This is a genomic window from Streptomyces sp. NBC_01244 (assembly GCF_035987325.1).
Lineage (GTDB): Bacteria > Actinomycetota > Actinomycetes > Streptomycetales > Streptomycetaceae > Streptomyces.
Map to the genome: position 1 here is coordinate 4,679,636 of NZ_CP108488.1, position 16,508 is coordinate 4,696,143.

The following is a 16,508-nucleotide window of genomic DNA, read 5'->3' on the forward strand; positions in this document are numbered from 1 at the left end:
GCTCACCGATTTCCTGCCAGAACCGGTGGGCTCGTGTTCAATACTGCGCCTTCCGGGGCCGCCGGCACACCGGCAAAGGGCCTGTGCCGCCGGGCCATTGGTCCTTAAAGGACGGGTGAGTGTTCGAACCTGACCGGATAGACTCTCCCGACCTTGCAGGACCGGTTGGGGAGGCCGACAGCGCACGTGGAAACCAAGAAGCTGATCTCGGGCGCCCTCGTCGTCTTCGTCCTCTTCGTCATCATCACTCAGCCCAAAAAAGCCGCCGATATGGTGCAAATAGGCTTCCAAGGAATCTCGGATGCCGCAACGGCGATCGGCGAGTTCATGACCGAACTGGTGCGCTGAACCCGTACGCTGAAGCGGTTTCCGGACTTCCCGGCCCCCCACTCCGACGGGTGGGGGGCTTTTCGCGTTCCCGCACACGGGGCAAGATGCCCTGTTATGCCCAACTTGCCCTCAACACGGCGATATACGGTGCTTGCACACAGTGCACATGTCTTGTGATGCTATGACCGCTTTTGACGGATGAGTTGATGACGTGAAGTGAAGGGGTGGCGTGACCGTGCCGGCCAGTACTGCGCCCGAGGTGCCGCCCCAGCAGGACCCGCAGCAGGAGCACCCACAGGAACCGCACCGGGACTCCGCCCAGGCTCCGCACCAGGGCTCCCCGACCGCCCCGCACCAGGGCTCCCCGCCGGCCCCGCACCAGGGCCCGCACCAGACCTCCCCGCAGGCCCCGGCCCAGGCCCCGGCGCAGCCCCCGGCGCAGGAGTCCCACGTACCGCCCCAGCAGGAGGCTCCCGAGGAGCCCCCGGCCGCCCCCAGGCCGCAGAGCCGGGGGGCCGACACCCGGGCCCTCACCCAGGTCCTGTTCGGGCAGCTGAAGGACCTGCAGCCGGGCACCAGCGAGCACTCCCGGGTCCGCGGCGCCCTCATCGAGGCCAACATCCCGCTCGTCCGGTACGCGGCCGCCCGCTTCCGCAGCCGCAACGAGCCGATGGAGGACGTGATCCAGGTCGGCACGATCGGGCTGATCAACGCGATCGACCGGTTCGACCCCGAGCGCGGGGTGCAGTTCCCGACCTTCGCGATGCCGACCGTCGTGGGCGAGATCAAGCGGTACTTCCGCGACAACGTCCGCACCGTCCACGTCCCGCGCCGCCTCCACGAGCTGTGGGTCCAGGTCAACGCCGCCACCGAGGACCTCACCACCCTGCACGGCCGCACCCCGACCACCCCCGAGATCGCCGAGCGGCTGCGCATCGGCGAGGACGAGGTGCTCTCCTGCATCGAGGCCGGCCGCAGCTACCACGCGACCTCCCTGGAGGCCGCCCAGGAGGGCGACGGGCTCCCCGGCCTGCTCGACCGCCTCGGCTACGAGGACCCCGAGCTGGCCGGCGTGGAACACCGCGACCTGGTCCGCCACCTCCTCGTACAACTGCCCGAGCGCGAGCAGCGGATCCTCCTCCTGCGGTACTACAACAATCTGACCCAGTCGCAGATCAGCGCCGAGCTCGGCGTCTCCCAGATGCACGTCTCCCGGCTCCTCGCCCGGAGCTTCGCTCGACTGAGATCCGCAAACAGGATCGAGGCCTAACCGGATCGGGTGGAGATCATTCACTGCTTTTCCTGACACACCGGTAGATTCCCGCCCTAGAGCAGGCCTATCGTGTTCTGTCGCTGGAGATACTTGTCGACATGGCGCTACAGCGTGTTGCCGACATGTGACATTCTGCTGGAACCGCGTTTGCCGCAGCCCCGCCTCCGGTATTCAGGTGGAGGCTGCGTTCCTCCGACGGGCACGCAGATGAAGCGCGACCGTCCGCGACCTCAAGGGGGTGGCATGTCCGTAGACCAGGGCAGCTCACAGGTGCTCACGCTCGTCAAGCAGCGTGAAGTGCCGGCCGTGTCCCACCGCTCGGAAGCCATCGACACCCGGATCGACACCCGCACCCTCTCCCGCTCCCTCTTCAAGCGGCTCGCCGGCCTTGACGCGGACAGTCCCGAGCGGACGTACGTACGGGACACGCTGATCGAGCTGAACCTCCCCCTCGTGCGCTACGCGGCGGCCCGCTTCCGCAGCCGCAACGAGCCGATGGAGGACATCGTCCAGGTCGGCACGATCGGGCTGATCAAGGCCATCGACCGGTTCGACTGCGAACGCGGGGTGGAGTTCCCGACCTTCGCCATGCCGACGGTCGTCGGTGAGATCAAACGGTTCTTCCGGGACACCTCCTGGTCCGTGCGCGTCCCGCGCCGGCTCCAGGAACTGCGCCTCGCCCTCACCAAGGCCAGTGACGAGCTCGCCCAGAAGCTCGACCGCTCGCCGACCGTGCCGGAGCTCGCGGCCGTGCTCGGGGTCTCGGAGGAGGACGTCGTCGACGGCCTCGCCGTGGGCAACGCGTACACCGCCTCCTCGCTCGACTCGCCCTCCCCCGAGGACGAGGGCGGCGAGGGCTCGCTCGCGGACCGGCTCGGGTACGAGGACACCGCGCTGGAGGGCGTCGAGTACCGCGAGTCCCTCAAGCCGCTGCTGGCCAAGCTCCCGCCCCGGGAACGGCAGATCATCATGCTGCGGTTCTTCGCGAACATGACGCAGTCGCAGATCGGCGAGGAGGTCGGCATCTCCCAGATGCACGTCTCCCGGCTGCTCACGCGCACGCTCGCGCAGCTCCGCGTCGGCCTGATCGGCGAATAGCCGCCGCGGTCACCGGATGCGGGTGCGTTCGGGCAATCCGCCGCACCCGCTTCCCAATTGACGGCACGTCAGGAAAACTGCCGGGATGCGAAAGGTATCCCGGCAGGCCACCGTCCTCGTCCTGTGCGCCACGGCTGCCAGCGCCGCCCTGACCGGCTGCGGCAGCCCGGCGCGCGAGGGCTACGTGGCCGTGGGCGCGGCCGCCCCGGGCCCGGAGCGGGGCGTCGGGGAGAACGTCGCACCCAAGGCCCGGATCGAGTTCCAGTCGCTCCCGCAGGCGGCGCCGGGATCCCCCGCGGCCGGCGGCGGCACGTCGGGGAGCACCTCGGCGGACATTCCGGCCGACGTCCCGGGCGGCACCCCGGGCGGCGCTTCGGGCGGAGGCTCGGGCGGGGCCTCGAGCGGGGGCTCAGGCGGTACGCCGCCCGGCACCCCGGGGTCCCAGCCCCCCGGCGGCTCCGCCTCGGGCGGAGGCTCGGCCACGCCCCCCGGCGGCTCCGTCACCCCGCCCGGCACCACACCCGGCACGACGCTGCCCACCACCCCGGGCGGCAAGCCGGGGACACCGTCCAGCCCGCCCCCGAAGCCCGGGCCGTCCACCCCCGCGCCGCCTCCGGCCACACCGGCGAAGCTGAGCATCGGCGCGCCCACCCGTACCGCCACGGCGGAACGCTGGTGCGAGCAGGTCACGGTGGCCTTCACCAACACCGGCGGCACCGCGGTCCGTTCGGGCACGGTCAGCTTCGCGACGCACATCATCGGCGCCCTGGGCGTCGACTGGGCCACCATCAACTCGACCCAGCCGCTGCCCGCCCCGATCGCGGGCGGCACGACGAAGAGGCAGACCTACCGGATCTGCGTCGAATCCTGGCGCGTCCCCCTGGGCATGCGCGTGGAGACCCAGAAGGTCACGGCGACCTGGAACTGAGCCGGCGCGAGCCGGCTGCCGGGTCTCAGAGCGCGAGCCAGGCCACCACGGCGATCAGGACCACCGCGGCGGCGGCGACGCCGATCCACAGGCCCGCGCCCGGTCCCGACTTGCGCGCGGCACGGTTCTGCATGCGCGAGCCCGGGACGGCGGGGGCCGGTACCGGCTCCTCGACGAACGCCCGGAACATCTGTGTGCTGCCCGCCGGGTCGTAGTCACCCTGGGGAGCCTGTGAGTTGTGGTTCGAGTCGTGGTTCGAGTCGTGATTCGCAGCCATGCGCAGGACCCTAGCGGGTTTTCCCATTCCTTTACCGCCCAGCCCCCCGATTCATTTGCCTGTAACAACCATCTGCTTCTATGGTTGCCCGAAGCAACGAGATTGGAAGGGGGACCGGGTGACCGCAGTGACCACAGCGACTGCAGCGACTGCAGCGACTGCAGCGACCACAGCGACCACAGCGGCCGCGCCTGCCGCGCGCTACGCCGAGCTGGCCCGTCAGCTCACCGGCATCGGTGCCGTCAAGCGCGACCTCGCCCGTCTCCTGCCCTCCGACTGCCCTCCCGGTTCGGCGGCCGTGCTCACGGTGCTCGACCGCCACGGCGAGATGCGGCTCAGCCGCCTCTCCGAGTACCTGGCCATCGACATCTCCGTGACCAGCCGGCACGTCGCGCACACCGCCGACCGCGGCTGGATCACCCGCGACACCGACCCCGGCGACGCCCGGTGCCGGATCCTGCGCCCGACCCCGGCCGGCCGCGCGCTCCTCGCAGAGCTCGGCACCCGCCACACCGACGCGCTGGAGAAGGCCCTGGCCGACTGGTCCGCCGCGGACATCGACCACCTCAACACCCTGCTGGCCCGACTCCGATCGAGCTTCACGCTTCCGGACAGCTAGACCGAAGGAAACACATGGCTACGACCACACCCACCGGTGTGCGGGGAGGCGGCCGGCCGGAGACCACGTCCGACAGCGCGCCCATGACCCACCCGCAGATCATGAAGGCGCTCTCCGGGCTGATGCTCGGCATGTTCGTGGCGATCCTGTCCTCCACGATCGTCTCCAACGCCCTGCCCCAGATCATCGGCGACCTCGGCGGGACCCAGTCCTCGTACACCTGGGTGGTCACGGCAGCCCTGCTCTCGATGACGGCGTCGACTCCGCTGTGGGGCAAGCTCTCCGACCTCTTCAGCAAGAAGCTGCTGGTCCAGATATCCCTGGTGATCTACGTCCTCGGCTCGATGGTCGCGGGCATGTCCCAGAACACCGGCATGCTCATCGCCTGCCGCGTGGTCCAGGGCATCGGCGTCGGCGGGCTCTCCGCCCTCGCCCAGATCGTGATGGCCGCGATGATCTCCCCGCGCGAGCGCGGCCGGTACAGCGGCTACCTCGGCGCGGTCTTCGCCGTCGCCACCGTGGGCGGCCCGCTGCTCGGCGGAGTCATCACCGACACGAGCTGGCTCGGCTGGCGCTGGTGCTTCTACGTCGGCATCCCGTTCGCCGTCATCGCCCTGATCGTGCTCCAGCGCACCCTGCACCTGCCCGTCGTCCGCCGCGACGTCAAGGTCGACTGGCTCGGCGCCTTCCTGATCAGCGGCGCCGTCTCGCTCCTGCTGATCTGGGTGACCCAGGCCGGCAGCTCGTACGACTGGATCTCCTGGCAGACCTGGGCGATGACCGGCGGCGCGCTCGCCCTCGGTCTGCTCTTCGTCCTCGTCGAGTCCAGGGCGAGCGACCCGATCATTCCGCTGCGCCTGTTCCGCAACAAGACCATCAGCCTCGCCTCGGCGGCCTCGCTCTTCGTCGGCATCGCGATGTTCTCGGGCACCGTGTTTTTCAGCCAGTTCTTCCAGTTGGCCCGTGGCGAGTCCCCGACGATGTCCGGAATCCTCACGATTCCGATGATCGGCGGGCTCTTCGTCTCCTCCACCCTTTCCGGTCAGGTGATCACCAAGACCGGCAAGTGGAAGGCCTGGCTCGTCTCCGGCGGTGTGCTCCTGACGGCCGGACTCGGCCTGCTGGGCACCCTGCGGTACGACACCCCGTACTGGCACATCGCGATCTTCATGGCGCTGACCGGCCTCGGCCTCGGCATGATGATGCAGAACCTGGTCCTCGCCTCCCAGAACCAGGTGGCCCCCGAGGACCTCGGCGCCGCCAGCTCGGTCGTCACCTTCTTCCGCTCGCTCGGCGGCGCGATGGGCGTCTCCGCCCTCGGCGCGGTCATGGCCAACCGGGTCACCCACTACGTCCAGGACGGTCTCGCCGCGCTCGGCCCGCAGGCCGCCGCCATGGGCCACGGCGGCACCGGCGGGGGCGCGATCCCCGACCTCGACAAGTTGCCCGAGCCCTTCCGCACGGTCGTCGAGTCCGCGTACGGACACGGCGTCGGCGACGTCTTCCTCTATGCCGCCCCCACCGCGCTGCTCGCACTGGTGCTGGTGGTGTTCATCAAGGAGGTCGCCCTGAAGTCGAAGCCGGCGGCCCACGAGCCGGCCGCCGCCACGGCGGAGTAGCCGGGCGGTCTACGGGGCCGCGGGCGCGTCGGGGACGGCCGGTGCGGCCGGTGCGGCGGGGGCAGCCGGTGAGGTGTCCCCCGCCGCCCGCCCGGTGTGGGCCTGGATGCCGGCGATCAGGACGTCGAGCGCGAGGCAGAACTCCCCGTCGGCCGGCCGCCTGACGGTTCCTCCACAGCCGTGGAGGAACTGGGAGACGGCCAACCGGGCCCCGGTGCGGGTGGCGTCCGGCAGGCCCGTGGCATCCAGCAGCCGGTGCAGGGCGGCGTCGAAGGCCCGCGCGTGCGGGCCGATGTTCGGGTACGCGGCGGTCAGCGGAGCCACCCACGGGTGGTCCACGAGCAGCCTCCGGTAGCCCCGGGCCAGCGAACGGAGCCGGCCGGGCCAGCCCTCCGCGGGCGGCCCGGCCGGCTCCTGCCGTGCGCCGAGCTCGCCCAGGGCGCTGTCCAGGGCGAGCTCGAGCAGATCGTGCTTGGTGTCCACGTACCAGTAGAGGGACATCGCGGTGACCCCGAGCCCGGCGGCGAGCCGCCTCATGGAGAACCGGGCCAGCCCGTCGGCGTCCAGCAGCCGCACGGCCTCGGCCGTGATCCGCTCCCGGTCGAGTCCGGCGGGGTCCTCGCTGCGCCGCCGGGCGGGTGCGGCAGGCGCAGCGGCCAGCCAGACACTGGTCCGGGCCGTGCCGGGATCGGCCGGGGTGACCATGGAGGCATCCTCCTCACACGCACGGGACCGGCCCGGAATGCCACCAGCCCGGTCCGCCCCCTTGATGCTAGGGGGTGGACCGGGCATTCCGGTGGGTTTCAGGACGTCGTGGACGGCTGCGACGTGGGCGCGGTCAGGTCGTAGAAGGTGGCTCCACCGATGGTGGAGGCCTTGAAGTTGGCCTTGACCCAGGTCTCGATGGAACTGCTCACGCCCCCGCCGGGACCGCCCCCGCCACGGACCGCGGTGCCGGTCTCGGCCGTGCCGCCCGCTTCGCCGGCGGCCGCGCCGCCATCGGCTCCCGCACCGCTCTGGCCGATGAAGTAGTGGATCTTTCCGGCGCTCACGTACGCCTTGAACTGCTCCAGGGTCGGAGAGGGGTCGCTGCCGTTGAAGCCGCCGATGGACATCACCGGCCGCTGCGAAGCCAGCTGGTAACTCGCGGCGTTCTGCGAGCCGATGGCGGCCGCCGCCCAGGTGTACCGATCCGCGTCGGCGCGCAGCGCTGCCGTGGCCTCGGCGCTGGTCTTCGTCCCGCCGAGCAGGCCGCCCATGCCGCCTCCGCCCATGCCGCCACCCGGGCCGCCGCCGGTCCGGGTGCCCCGGCCGCCGTCGGCACCCTGGTTGCCGCCGGGGGCCTGACCGCCCTGGGCCTGACCGCCCTGGGCCTGGCCGCCGGGAGCCTGGCCGCCCTGGGCGGTTCCGCCCGGGGGCATGCCCTGCGGTGCGGCTCCGCCGCCGGGCATCCCGCCGCCGCCCGGCATCTCGAAGCCGCGCGTCCCGCCGCCGGGGCCGCCGCGGCCGCCCGCGACCGCGGGGCCCGCCGTGACGATCGAGCCCGTGTGCGGGGTGGTCACCGTGGTCAGGCAGTACGCGAGGGGTCCGGCCAGGGCCACGCCCAGGCCGACTGCCGCCACCCCGAGTGCGGTACGGCGGCCCAGCCGCGCGGTGAACGGCAGCAGCAGGGCCGTGCCGAGTCCGAGAGCGAGGACCAACCAGCGCGACCACGGCACGTACTCCGCGGAGCGACCGAGCAGCACGAAGGCCCAGTACGACGTGAGAGCGAGGGTCCCGGAGAGCGTGAGGGAGGCGGCCCGGCTGCCCCGCTCCTCCCACAGGACGGCGATGCCCATGCCGACCAGGGCGGCGATGTAGGGGGCCAGTGCGACGGTGTAGTACTCGTGGAAGATGCCCTGCATGAAGCTGAAGACCACCGCGGTGATCAGCAGCGCCCCGCCCCAGGCGAGGAAGGCCGCGCGGGCCATGCCCTCCAGGGAGTCGGTTGACCGGCGGGCGCGCCAGGTGACCACGAGGCCCGCGACGAGCAGGATCAGCGCGGCGGGCAGCAGCCAGCCGATCTGACCGCCGATGTTCGAGGAGAACAGCCGGTCGATGCCGGTCTCTCCCCAGCTCATCCCGCCGCCACCGCCGCCCGGGGCGCCGCCGGCTGCGCCTTCGACGGCCGCGCGGCCTCCGCCGCCGACGCTGCCCGTCTCCTCGCCGTTGATCCGGCCGAGGCCGTTGTAGCCGAGGGTCAGTTCCAGGAAGGAGTTGGTCTGCGAGCCCCCGATGTACGGGCGGGAGGAGGCGGGCCACAGTTCGACGACCGCCACCCACCAGCCGCCGGCCAGCACCATCGCGAGCGTGGAGAGCAGCAGCTGCCCGAGGCGCCTGCGCAGCCGGGTCGGCGCGCAGACCGCGTACAGCAGGGCGAGGGGCGGCAGGATGACGAAGGCCTGCAGGGTCTTGGTCAGGAAGGCGAAGCCGACCGCGACCCCGGCCCAGACGAGCCACTTGGTGTGCGCGCCGTCGAGGGCCCGGAGCACGCAGTACACGGTGACCGTCATCAGCAGGGTCAGCAGTGCGTCGGGGTTGTTGAAGCGGAACATCAGGGCGGCCACGGGCGTGAGCGCGAAGACGGATCCGCTGATCAGGGCCGCCACCGGGCCGAACTGGCGGCGCACGGCGGCGTAGAGCACGGCGGTCGTGCCGACGCCCATGAGGGCCTGCGGGACCAGGATCTGCCAGGCACCGAGCCCGAAGAGCCGGACGGACAGCATCATCGGCCACAGTGCGGCCGGGGGCTTGTCGACGGTGATGGAGTTCCCGGCGTCGGAGGAGCCGAAGAAGAAGGCCTTCCAGCTCTCGCCGCCCGCCTGGACGGCCGCGGAGTAGAAGGAGTTGGCGTAGCCGGAGGCCCCCAGGTCCCACAGCAGCAGGACGGCGGTGGCGAGGAGCAGCCCGAGGAAGGCGGGGCGTTCCCAGCCGGGCCGCGCGGCGTGCGCCCGAGCCGCCCTGTGGGACGGGGCGGCCGGGGAGGGCGGGTGGAGCGGTAGCGCTGCCGTGGTCATCAGGAGTGGTCCTTCGCGGATGTGGCGCGCCGTTCGGGGAAGACCCAGGCGCGGAAGAGCAGGAACCGCAGCACGGTGGCGGCGAGGTTGGCGGTGACCAGGACGGCCACCTCGGTGCTGTGCCCCGGCTTGGCGCTGGCGGCCCCGAGAGCGGCCAGCGACCCGCTGGTCAGGGCCAGTCCGATGGCGAACACCACGAGCCCCTGTGCCTGGTGGCGAATGGCGCGGGCCCGGCCGCGGACGCCGAAGGTGAGCCTGCGGTTGGCCGCGGTGTTGGCGACGGCGGAGAGCAGCAGCGCGGCGGCGTTGGCGAGCTGGGGGCCGGCGGTGGTCCGGGCCGCGGAGTAGAGGAGCAGGTAGAGGAGGGTGGACAGGGCTCCGACCACGCAGAAGCCCAGCAGCTGGCGGGCCAGCCCGCGCGGTACCCCGGGCAGGGCGGTGCGGTCGCGCGGGTCGTCTCCGAAGGGGCGGGCGAGCCGGTCCAGCGGGAGCGCGCCGACGGCCAGCGCCCTGCCCACCCGCCAGACCCCCTTGAGGTCCTCGGCGGCGGTGCGGGCGATGTGGACGGTGGAATCGGGGTCGTCGACCCAGTCCACCGGCACCTCGTGGATCCGCAGCCCGGCCCGCTCGGCGAGGACCAGCAGCTCGGTGTCGAAGAACCAGCCGGAGTCCTCCACGAGCGGCAGCAGCCGCGTCGCGACCTCGCGCCGGATCGCCTTGAAGCCGCACTGCGCGTCGCTGAAGCGGGCGGAGAGCGAGGAGCGCAGGAGCAGGTTGTAGGCGCGGGAGATGAACTCCCGCTTCGCTCCCCGGACCACCCGCGAGGAGCGGGCCAGCCGGGTGCCGATGGCGAGGTCGGAGTGGCCGGAGATCAGCGGGGCGACCAGCGGCAGCAGGGCGTTGAGGTCGGTGGAGAGGTCCACGTCCATGTACGCGAGGACGGGCGCGTCCGACTCCCCCCACACGGTGCGCAGGGCCCGGCCGCGGCCCTTCTGCTCCAGCCGGGTGCTGCGCACCCCGGCCACGGAGGCGGCGAGGGAGGCCGCGACCTCGGGGGTGCCGTCGGTGCTCGCGTTGTCGGCGATGGTGATGCGGAAGGGGTACGGGAAGGTCCGGGTGAGGTGCTCGTGCAGCCTGCGCACGCAGGGCCCGAGGTCCGTCTCCTCGTTGAAGACCGGGATCACCACGTCGAGGACGGGCTCACCCGGTACGGGCGCGAGGGGCGCCCGTACCGGGAGCGCTCCGGGAGAGGTGTCGGTAGGCATGCCCCGACCCTCCCGGTCCGGGCTGTCACCGCTGTGTGCTGACCCTGTGGCCCGTCTGTGAGTTCTGCTGCGCGGCGGGGGCCGTGGCGGTGAGGGCGGCGGAGGTGGTGGTGGAGGTGGTGGTGGAGACGACGGGAACGGTCGAGACGACGGGAACGATCGAGACGACGGGAACGGTCGAGACGGCGGGGGTCGCCGGGTCGGCCAGGGGGAGCAGGACCTCGAAGGAGGTGTGGCCGGGGGCGCTGCGGACGCCGACGTGGCCGCCGTGGGCCGACACCACGGCGGCCACGATGGCCAGGCCGAGGCCGGTGGAGCCCGCCGAGCGGGAGCGGGAGGCGTCGCCGCGGGCGAAGCGCTCGAAGACGTGGGGCAGCAGCTCGGGCGGGATGCCGGGGCCGTCGTCCTCGATCCGGAGCCGGACGGCGGATGTTTCACGTGAAACATGTGCCGTGACGGTGGTGCCGGGCGGGGTGTGGGTGCGGGCGTTGGCCAGCAGGTTCACCAGCACCTGCTGGATCCGGGCCGCGTCGGCGCGGACGGGCGCCGGCTCCTCGGGGAGTTTCAGGCGCCAGTGGTGGTCCTGGCCGGCGGCCCGGGCGTCGCTGACGGCGTCCACGACCAGCGGGGCCAGATCGGTGTCGCAGGTGGACAACGGGCGGCCCGCGTCGAGCCGGGCCAGCAGCAGCAGGTCCTCCACCAGCCCGGTCATCCGGGTGGCTTCGGACTCGATCCGGCCCAGGGCGTGCCGGGTGTCGGGGCCCGGCTCCTCGCGGCCCCGGCGGGTCAGTTCGGCATAGCCGCGGATCGAGGCCAGCGGGGTGCGCAGCTCGTGGCTGGCGTCGGCGACGAACTGGCGGACCCGGGTCTCGCTCTGCTGGCGTGCGGTCAGCGCCGAGGAGACGTGGCCCAGCATCCGGTTGAGGGCGGCGCCGACCTGTCCGACCTCGGTGCGTGGATCGGCCTCGGCGTCGGGGACCCGCTCGTGGAGGGCGGGCTCGCCGCTGTGCAGGGTGAGTTCGGAGACCCGGGTGGCGGTGGCGGCGACCCGGCGCAGCGGGCGCAGCGCGACACCGACCAGGACCTGTCCGGCGAGGGAGGCCGCGATCAGCCCGGCGAGGGTGACGAAGACCTCCACCGCGATCAGGGTGTGCACGGTGGAGTCGACCTCGGTGAGCGGGAATCCGAGGACCACGCTGCCGGTGCTCGCGTCGGGCGAAGCCAGCACCCGGTAGCCGCCGAGGCCCGGCAGTTGGAGTTCGACCGGGTCGCCGGGACGGCCGCCTGCGGCCTTGTGCGCGGCCCCGGCGAGGACGTCGGCCTGGGCCGGGGTGAGGGGCGGGTGGCCGCCGGACCCGGATCCGGATCCGCCGAGGGCTGCGCTGCGTTCACTGCGGACGCTCTCTACGGCCTTCCCCGCGGTGTCGAGGCGGACCCCGACGGCCCCCAGCGGAGATCCGGGCCCCATGACCACGCCGAGGTTGTTCTCCCGGGGGAACTTTCCCAGGCTCGGGCGGCTCGCCATCTCGACGGCGACGCGCAGCTGTTGGTCGACCTTGTCGACCAGGTACGAGCGCAGCGCGACGGTGGTGACGGTGCTGATGGCCGCGCCGACGACGGCGATGAGGGCCACCGCCGAGACGACGAGCCGGGTCCGCAGCGACCAGGGCCGCCGGCTTGTACGGGGGCGGCGGGGCCGGCGGGGGCCGGAGGGACGCCCGGGGCGGCCCGGCCTGCGGGGACGGCGGGACCGCGCGGGTGCTCGTACGTCCCCGGCTCCCGGTCCGGCCGCTCCCGGTCCGGCCGCTCCCGGTCCGGCCGCTCCCGGTCCGGCCGCTCCCGGTCCGGCCGCTCCCGGTCCGGCCGGTCCCGGTCCGGCCGCCTTCCATGCACGGCCGGCCGGCCGGGGCTCGCCGGCCGCCACTAGTCGGCCGGCTTGATCAGGTAGCCGGCGCCGCGGCGGGTGTGGATCATCGGCGGGAGGCCGGTTCCGCCCTCCAGCTTGCGCCGCAGGTAGGAGATGTACAGCTCCACGACATTGGCCTGACCGCCGAAGTCGTAGGACCACACCCGGTCCAGGATCTGCGCCTTGCTCAGCACCCGGCGCGGGTTGCGCATCAGGTACCGCAGCAGCTCGAACTCGGTCGCGGTCAGGTGGACGTCCTGACCGCCCCGGTTCACCTCGTGGCTGTCCTCGTCGAGCCGCAGGTCGCCGACCTCCAGCACCGACCCGCCGCGCGCGGCCTGCGCCGCGCCGGAGCGCCGGACCAGGCCGCGCAGCCGGGCGACGACCTCCTCCAGGCTGAAGGGCTTGGTGACGTAGTCGTCGCCGCCCGCCGTCAGACCCGCGATGCGGTCCTCGACCGAGTCCTTCGCGGTCAGGAACAGCACCGGGACCTGCGGGAGCTCCCGCCGCAGGCGGCCCAGGACGGCCAGCCCGTCCATGTCGGGGAGCATGATGTCGAGCAGGACGACGTCGGGCCGGAACTCCCGTGCCGCGCGCACCGCGCCCGCACCGTCGCCCGCGCTGCGGACCTCGCAGCCCTCGTAGCGCAGGGCCATCGAGAGCAGCTCGGAGAGGGCGGCCTCGTCATCCACGACGAGGACCCGGCACGGGCTGCCGTCGGTCCGCACGAGGGCCGTGTGGTTGCCGGTGGACGTGGACGCGTGGGAAGTGGTCGTCGCAGTCATGCGTACACGCTGGCCGCCGCCCGTGAGAGCGCTCTTGCCTGAAGCTGTGAATTCCCTGAGAAACCCCTCCCGCCCCTCAGGTCAGGCGGAAGAGCCGGGCCCCGTTGTCGTGGCAGACGGCGCGCAGCCAGGCGTCGCCGAGGCCGAGGCGTTCCAGGGCCTCGAGCTGGTGCTCGTAGGGGTAGGGGATGTTCGGGAAGTCGGTGCCCAGCAGGATCCGGTCGCCGAGGTCGGCGAGCCGGCCGCGGTCCTGCGGCGGGAAGCCGCTGAACTGCTCCGAGAAGTCGGTGAAGGCCATGGTGGTGTCGAGGCGGACCTCGGAGTACCGGTCGGCGAGGTCGAGGAAGTCCGCGTACTCCGGCATCCCCATGTGCGCGACGATCAGCGGCAGCCGGGGGTGACGGGCCAGCAGCCGGGCGATCGGCTCGGGTCCGGTGTGCTTCCCCGGCACGGGCCCCGAACCGCAGTGCACGACCGTCGGGATCCCGACCTCGGCGAGGAGCCCCCAGACCGGGTCGAGCCGGTCGTCGGTGGGGTCGTACCCGCCCACCTGGAGGTGGGCCTTGAAGACCCGGGCCCCCGCCGCGACGGCCTGGCCGACGTACTCCCGCACCCCGTCCTCCGGGAAGAAGGTCGCGGTGTGCAGGCAGTCGGGGGTACGGGCGGCGAAATCGGCGGACCAGGAGTTGAGCCAGGCGGCCATGGCCGGCTTGTGCGGGTAGAGCATGGCGGTGAAGGCCCGGACCCCGAACTCCCGGAGCAGCGCGACCCGCTGTTCTTCCTCGTGCCGGTAGGTGATGGGCCACTCGACGCCGGTCAGCGGGCCCACCGCGTCGAAGTAGTCCCACACCTTGTCCAGGACCCGCTCGGGCATGAAGTGGGTGTGTACGTCGACCAGCCCGGGCAGCCCGAGCCGTTCCCGGAACGCCCGGACGGCCTCAGCCGTCTTCGCGGACAAAGCCGTGGCTCCGCTCGACCGTCGCGATGTGCAGCGTGTAGCTCTCGTACCAGTCGGCCCGGCCCTGCTTCATCGCCGCCTGGTGCTCCATGTCCTTGCGCCAGAGGGCGAGGGACTCGTGGTCGCGGAAGTAGGCGACGGTGATGCCGAGCCCGCCGGGGGTGCGCGCGGACTCATAGCCGAGGAAACCCGGATTGCCGCTGACGAGCTCGGTCATCCGCTCGAGCGTCTCGGGATATCCGCCGTCCTCGGCGGTCCGGACGCTGGTGAACACACTCATGACATAAGGCGGTTCGAAGGCCTGTACGGGCTGGATGGTCATGCCCACCACCTTCTGCGGCCGGTACGTGGCATGTCCACCGGAAAACGGCCCGGGCGGCCAAAGGGATCCAAGTTTTGACCTTGCCCCGCTGCCCGCCCGGTCGGGTCAGAACAGCCCGTCCTGCGCGGCGGCGGTGTCCTGCCCGGTGCTCGGGATCCCTGACACGGGCACCTCGGTGACACCGCCCTCCCCGGGCGCCACCAGCTCCCACCCCGCGAGCAGCCGGGCGTCCACCACCAGCCCGTCGGCGAAGTGCAGATCGGGCCCGGCAGCCCCGACGAGCCGGCCGACGACGGTCCCGCCGGGCACCATCTCGGTGATCACCCGGGCAGGGGCGGGCAGCGCGTCGAGCCCGAACACCCCGGCGTGATCGGTCACCTCGCACTCCAGCCTCTCCAGCGACTCCGGCCACCCCTCCAGCGCGGCCGCCCGTGCGTGCAGGGCCGCGACCTCCGCCACCCGCTCGGGCCCCGGCGGTACCTCTCCCCGCACGGACCGCTTACGGGCATGGGCGATCCGGTCAGGCACTCCGAGCGCGGCCCGCAGCAGCTCCTCGGTCCGGCGGGTGGCCATCAGCGGCCCGCGCCCCAGCCAGGCCCAGGCCACCGCCCCTTGCTCCAGCAGCCGGACGGACCCGCGCTCCTCGGCGGTGATGCCGACCTTGACCAGCCCGGTTCCGAACCAGGCGAGGTACACCCGGTAGGTACGCGGATCACCGGCGTTGGTGTCGGCCGCCACCGAGAAGGAACGGTCCAGGCCGGCGCACTCGGGGCACTGGGCGTTCCCGGTCCGGCCGGACACGGTCCGCCCGGTCGGGCACGGCGTCCGCCGTCCGGCCCGCCGGATGCCGAGGCAGTGGCGCTCTCCCCGGGCGGCGAAGGCGAGCGGCTGCCCGTACGCGAGGGGGCTGGTGCGCTCTCCCCGTCCCGGCCCCCGCCCGTACCAGCCCATGGCGGGCCGGCCGTCGTTCCACCGGAGGCCGGTGCACCACCAGGTCACAGGGGGAGCGGTCGCTCGAAGAAGGTCTCCAGGACGACGGTGGCCTGCGTCCCGCTGACACCGTCGATGACATAGAGGCGGCGCAGGACGTCCTGCAGCTGCTCGGTGGTGGCCGTGCGAACCTTGACCATGACGGAGGCGCTACCGGCGATGATGTGCGCCTCCTGGATCTCCGCGATGGCCTCGAAGGCGGCCCGCGAGTCGCCCATCCAGGCCGTGGAGTCGACCATCACGTAGGCCAGCACCCCGCTGCCCACGGCGGCCGGATCCACCTCGACCGTGGTCCGCCGGATGACCCCCCGCTCGCGCAGCTTGCGCACGCGTTCGTGGGTGGCACCCGCGGAGAGTCCGACGGAGGCCGCCAGCGCCGCATACGGCTGGCCCGCGTCTTCCTGGAGGCGCTGGATCAGCGCCCGGTCGATGTCGTCCACCGAACTTCCTCCTACGTCCCTGCACACCCTCGCGGAGACGCTACCTGATCCTGCATTCACCCCCTGCGACCGAACAGCGTTCGCCCCTCCCTCGCCCCCTCGCCTCTCCCCCGGCGCGGCTAGCGCGCGACGAACTGCGTCAGGATCGCCTGGACCTCATAGATGTCGACGCCCTTGGTGAAGGTCTTGGCTATCGGCGCCGAAGTCCCGGAGAGCCATATCTTCAGTTCCGCGTCCAGGTCGAAGTGGCCGGCGGTCTCCACGGAGAAGTGCGTGATGCTCCGGTACGGAATCGAGTGGTACTCCACTTTCTTCCCCGTGAGCCCCTGCTTGTCGATGAGCACGAGCCGCCGGTCGGTGAACAGGATCGTGTCGCGGATCAGCAGAAACGCGGCGTGCACCTGCTCTCCCTGCCCCAGCAGCCGCGCGTACTCGCGGTGCGCCGACGCCGGATTCACTGCGTGCGCGTTCCCGAACAGTCCCATGTGAGCTCCCCCTGCTTTCCCGGTGCCGTTTCCCGCTGAGCCGATCTCCAAAAACCGTATCCGGGCCGTGCGTCACCCCGCGTCCCCCGCCAGAGCCATCTCACCCCGTGGCTCCCCGGAGCCAGGCCTCATCACTGAGGAGGAGAAGAAGAAGGGG

17 protein-coding genes are annotated in these 16,508 nt (G+C 72.3%); 6 read left to right on the top strand and 11 right to left on the bottom strand.

What is annotated here, in order from left to right; genetic code table 11:
* The first annotated feature begins 186 nt into the window (after positions 1–186).
* The 4 genes from OG247_RS21045 to OG247_RS21060 all read left to right on the top strand — a co-directional run bounded on the left by OG247_RS21045 (position 187) and on the right by OG247_RS21060 (position 3,629).
* Positions 187–348 carry a hypothetical protein gene (locus tag OG247_RS21045; RefSeq protein WP_214954785.1) on the top strand — a complete coding sequence of 54 codons (162 nt, stop codon included), beginning with the start codon at positions 187–189 and terminating at the stop codon, positions 346–348.
* A 211-nt stretch (positions 349–559) separates the two neighbouring features.
* Positions 560–1,600, top strand: a complete 1,041-nt coding sequence (locus OG247_RS21050; protein WP_442813356.1) for a SigB/SigF/SigG family RNA polymerase sigma factor — start codon at positions 560–562, stop codon at positions 1,598–1,600.
* Between the two features lie 246 nt (positions 1,601–1,846).
* A complete protein-coding gene (locus OG247_RS21055) occupies positions 1,847–2,701 on the top strand; it encodes an RNA polymerase sigma factor SigF (protein ID WP_243341827.1) in 855 nt (284 codons plus the stop codon).
* Positions 2,702–2,786: 85 nt separating this feature from the next.
* Positions 2,787–3,629 carry a hypothetical protein gene (locus OG247_RS21060; RefSeq protein ID WP_327253695.1) on the top strand — a complete coding sequence of 281 codons (843 nt, stop codon included), beginning with the start codon at positions 2,787–2,789 and terminating at the stop codon, positions 3,627–3,629.
* 25 nt (positions 3,630–3,654) lie between these two features.
* On the opposite strand, the gene OG247_RS21065 is transcribed toward OG247_RS21060, so the two are convergent.
* Positions 3,655–3,906, bottom strand: coding sequence for a hypothetical protein (locus OG247_RS21065; protein WP_327253696.1), 252 nt, complete (start codon positions 3,904–3,906; stop codon positions 3,655–3,657).
* Positions 3,907–4,117: 211 nt separating this feature from the next.
* Between OG247_RS21065 and OG247_RS21070 the strand changes: the two genes are divergently transcribed.
* Positions 4,118–4,525 (top strand): MarR family winged helix-turn-helix transcriptional regulator, encoded by a 408-nt coding sequence (locus tag OG247_RS21070; protein ID WP_327257564.1) that lies wholly within the window; start codon positions 4,118–4,120, stop codon positions 4,523–4,525.
* Positions 4,526–4,539: 14 nt separating this feature from the next.
* On the top strand, positions 4,540–6,144 hold the full coding sequence (locus tag OG247_RS21075) for an MDR family MFS transporter (protein WP_327253697.1): 1,605 nt from the start codon (positions 4,540–4,542) through the stop codon (positions 6,142–6,144).
* A gap of 9 nt (positions 6,145–6,153) precedes the next feature.
* On the opposite strand, the gene OG247_RS21080 is transcribed toward OG247_RS21075, so the two are convergent.
* The 10 genes from OG247_RS21080 to OG247_RS21125 all read right to left on the bottom strand — a co-directional run bounded on the left by OG247_RS21080 (position 6,154) and on the right by OG247_RS21125 (position 16,351).
* Positions 6,154–6,849, bottom strand: a complete 696-nt coding sequence (locus OG247_RS21080) for a TetR/AcrR family transcriptional regulator (protein WP_327253698.1) — start codon at positions 6,847–6,849, stop codon at positions 6,154–6,156.
* Positions 6,850–6,947: 98 nt separating this feature from the next.
* On the bottom strand, positions 6,948–9,200 hold the full coding sequence (locus tag OG247_RS21085) for an ArnT family glycosyltransferase (RefSeq protein WP_327253699.1): 2,253 nt from the start codon (positions 9,198–9,200) through the stop codon (positions 6,948–6,950).
* Positions 9,200–10,465 carry a glycosyltransferase gene (locus OG247_RS21090; protein WP_327253700.1) on the bottom strand — a complete coding sequence of 422 codons (1,266 nt, stop codon included), beginning with the start codon at positions 10,463–10,465 and terminating at the stop codon, positions 9,200–9,202. Before OG247_RS21090 ends, OG247_RS21085 begins: the two co-directional genes overlap by 1 nt.
* A gap of 25 nt (positions 10,466–10,490) precedes the next feature.
* On the bottom strand, positions 10,491–12,098 hold the full coding sequence (locus tag OG247_RS21095) for a sensor histidine kinase (RefSeq protein WP_442813357.1): 1,608 nt from the start codon (positions 12,096–12,098) through the stop codon (positions 10,491–10,493).
* Positions 12,099–12,388: 290 nt separating this feature from the next.
* On the bottom strand, positions 12,389–13,156 hold the full coding sequence (locus OG247_RS21100) for a response regulator transcription factor (RefSeq protein WP_327253701.1): 768 nt from the start codon (positions 13,154–13,156) through the stop codon (positions 12,389–12,391).
* A gap of 76 nt (positions 13,157–13,232) precedes the next feature.
* Entirely contained in the window at positions 13,233–14,114 is an 882-nt protein-coding gene (locus OG247_RS21105) for an amidohydrolase family protein (RefSeq protein WP_327253702.1), read from the bottom strand.
* Positions 14,095–14,436, bottom strand: coding sequence for an antibiotic biosynthesis monooxygenase family protein (locus OG247_RS21110; RefSeq protein ID WP_266956822.1), 342 nt, complete (start codon positions 14,434–14,436; stop codon positions 14,095–14,097). The genes OG247_RS21105 and OG247_RS21110 overlap by 20 nt, the downstream gene beginning before the upstream one ends.
* A 105-nt stretch (positions 14,437–14,541) precedes the next feature.
* Complete coding sequence (locus OG247_RS21115; RefSeq protein WP_327253703.1) at positions 14,542–15,435, bottom strand: DUF2797 domain-containing protein; 894 nt, start codon at positions 15,433–15,435, stop codon at positions 14,542–14,544.
* Positions 15,432–15,866 carry an Lrp/AsnC family transcriptional regulator gene (locus OG247_RS21120; RefSeq protein WP_327253704.1) on the bottom strand — a complete coding sequence of 145 codons (435 nt, stop codon included), beginning with the start codon at positions 15,864–15,866 and terminating at the stop codon, positions 15,432–15,434. The genes OG247_RS21115 and OG247_RS21120 overlap by 4 nt, the downstream gene beginning before the upstream one ends.
* A 119-nt stretch (positions 15,867–15,985) precedes the next feature.
* The gene (locus OG247_RS21125; protein WP_327253705.1) at positions 15,986–16,351 is read right to left on the bottom strand and encodes a PH domain-containing protein; all 366 of its coding nucleotides are present in this window, start codon (positions 16,349–16,351) and stop codon (positions 15,986–15,988) included.
* Positions 16,352–16,508 lie beyond the last annotated feature (157 nt).

What these genes read in the sequence shown, in the direction of transcription:
- OG247_RS21080 (WP_327253698.1), bottom strand. Translation starts at nt 6,849, where the DNA reads ATGGTCACCCCGGCCGATCCCGGCACGGCCCGGACCAGTGTCTGGCTG.
- OG247_RS21075 (WP_327253697.1), top strand. Translation starts at nt 4,540, where the DNA reads ATGGCTACGACCACACCCACCGGTGTGCGGGGAGGCGGCCGGCCGGAG.
- OG247_RS21065 (WP_327253696.1), bottom strand. Translation starts at nt 3,906, where the DNA reads ATGGCTGCGAATCACGACTCGAACCACGACTCGAACCACAACTCACAG.
- OG247_RS21110 (WP_266956822.1), bottom strand. Translation starts at nt 14,436, where the DNA reads ATGACCATCCAGCCCGTACAGGCCTTCGAACCGCCTTATGTCATGAGT.
- OG247_RS21090 (WP_327253700.1), bottom strand. Translation starts at nt 10,465, where the DNA reads ATGCCTACCGACACCTCTCCCGGAGCGCTCCCGGTACGGGCGCCCCTC.
- OG247_RS21055 (WP_243341827.1), top strand. Translation starts at nt 1,847, where the DNA reads ATGTCCGTAGACCAGGGCAGCTCACAGGTGCTCACGCTCGTCAAGCAG.
- OG247_RS21085 (WP_327253699.1), bottom strand. Translation starts at nt 9,200, where the DNA reads ATGACCACGGCAGCGCTACCGCTCCACCCGCCCTCCCCGGCCGCCCCG.
- OG247_RS21060 (WP_327253695.1), top strand. Translation starts at nt 2,787, where the DNA reads ATGCGAAAGGTATCCCGGCAGGCCACCGTCCTCGTCCTGTGCGCCACG.
- OG247_RS21100 (WP_327253701.1), bottom strand. Translation starts at nt 13,156, where the DNA reads ATGACTGCGACGACCACTTCCCACGCGTCCACGTCCACCGGCAACCAC.
- OG247_RS21125 (WP_327253705.1), bottom strand. Translation starts at nt 16,351, where the DNA reads ATGGGACTGTTCGGGAACGCGCACGCAGTGAATCCGGCGTCGGCGCAC.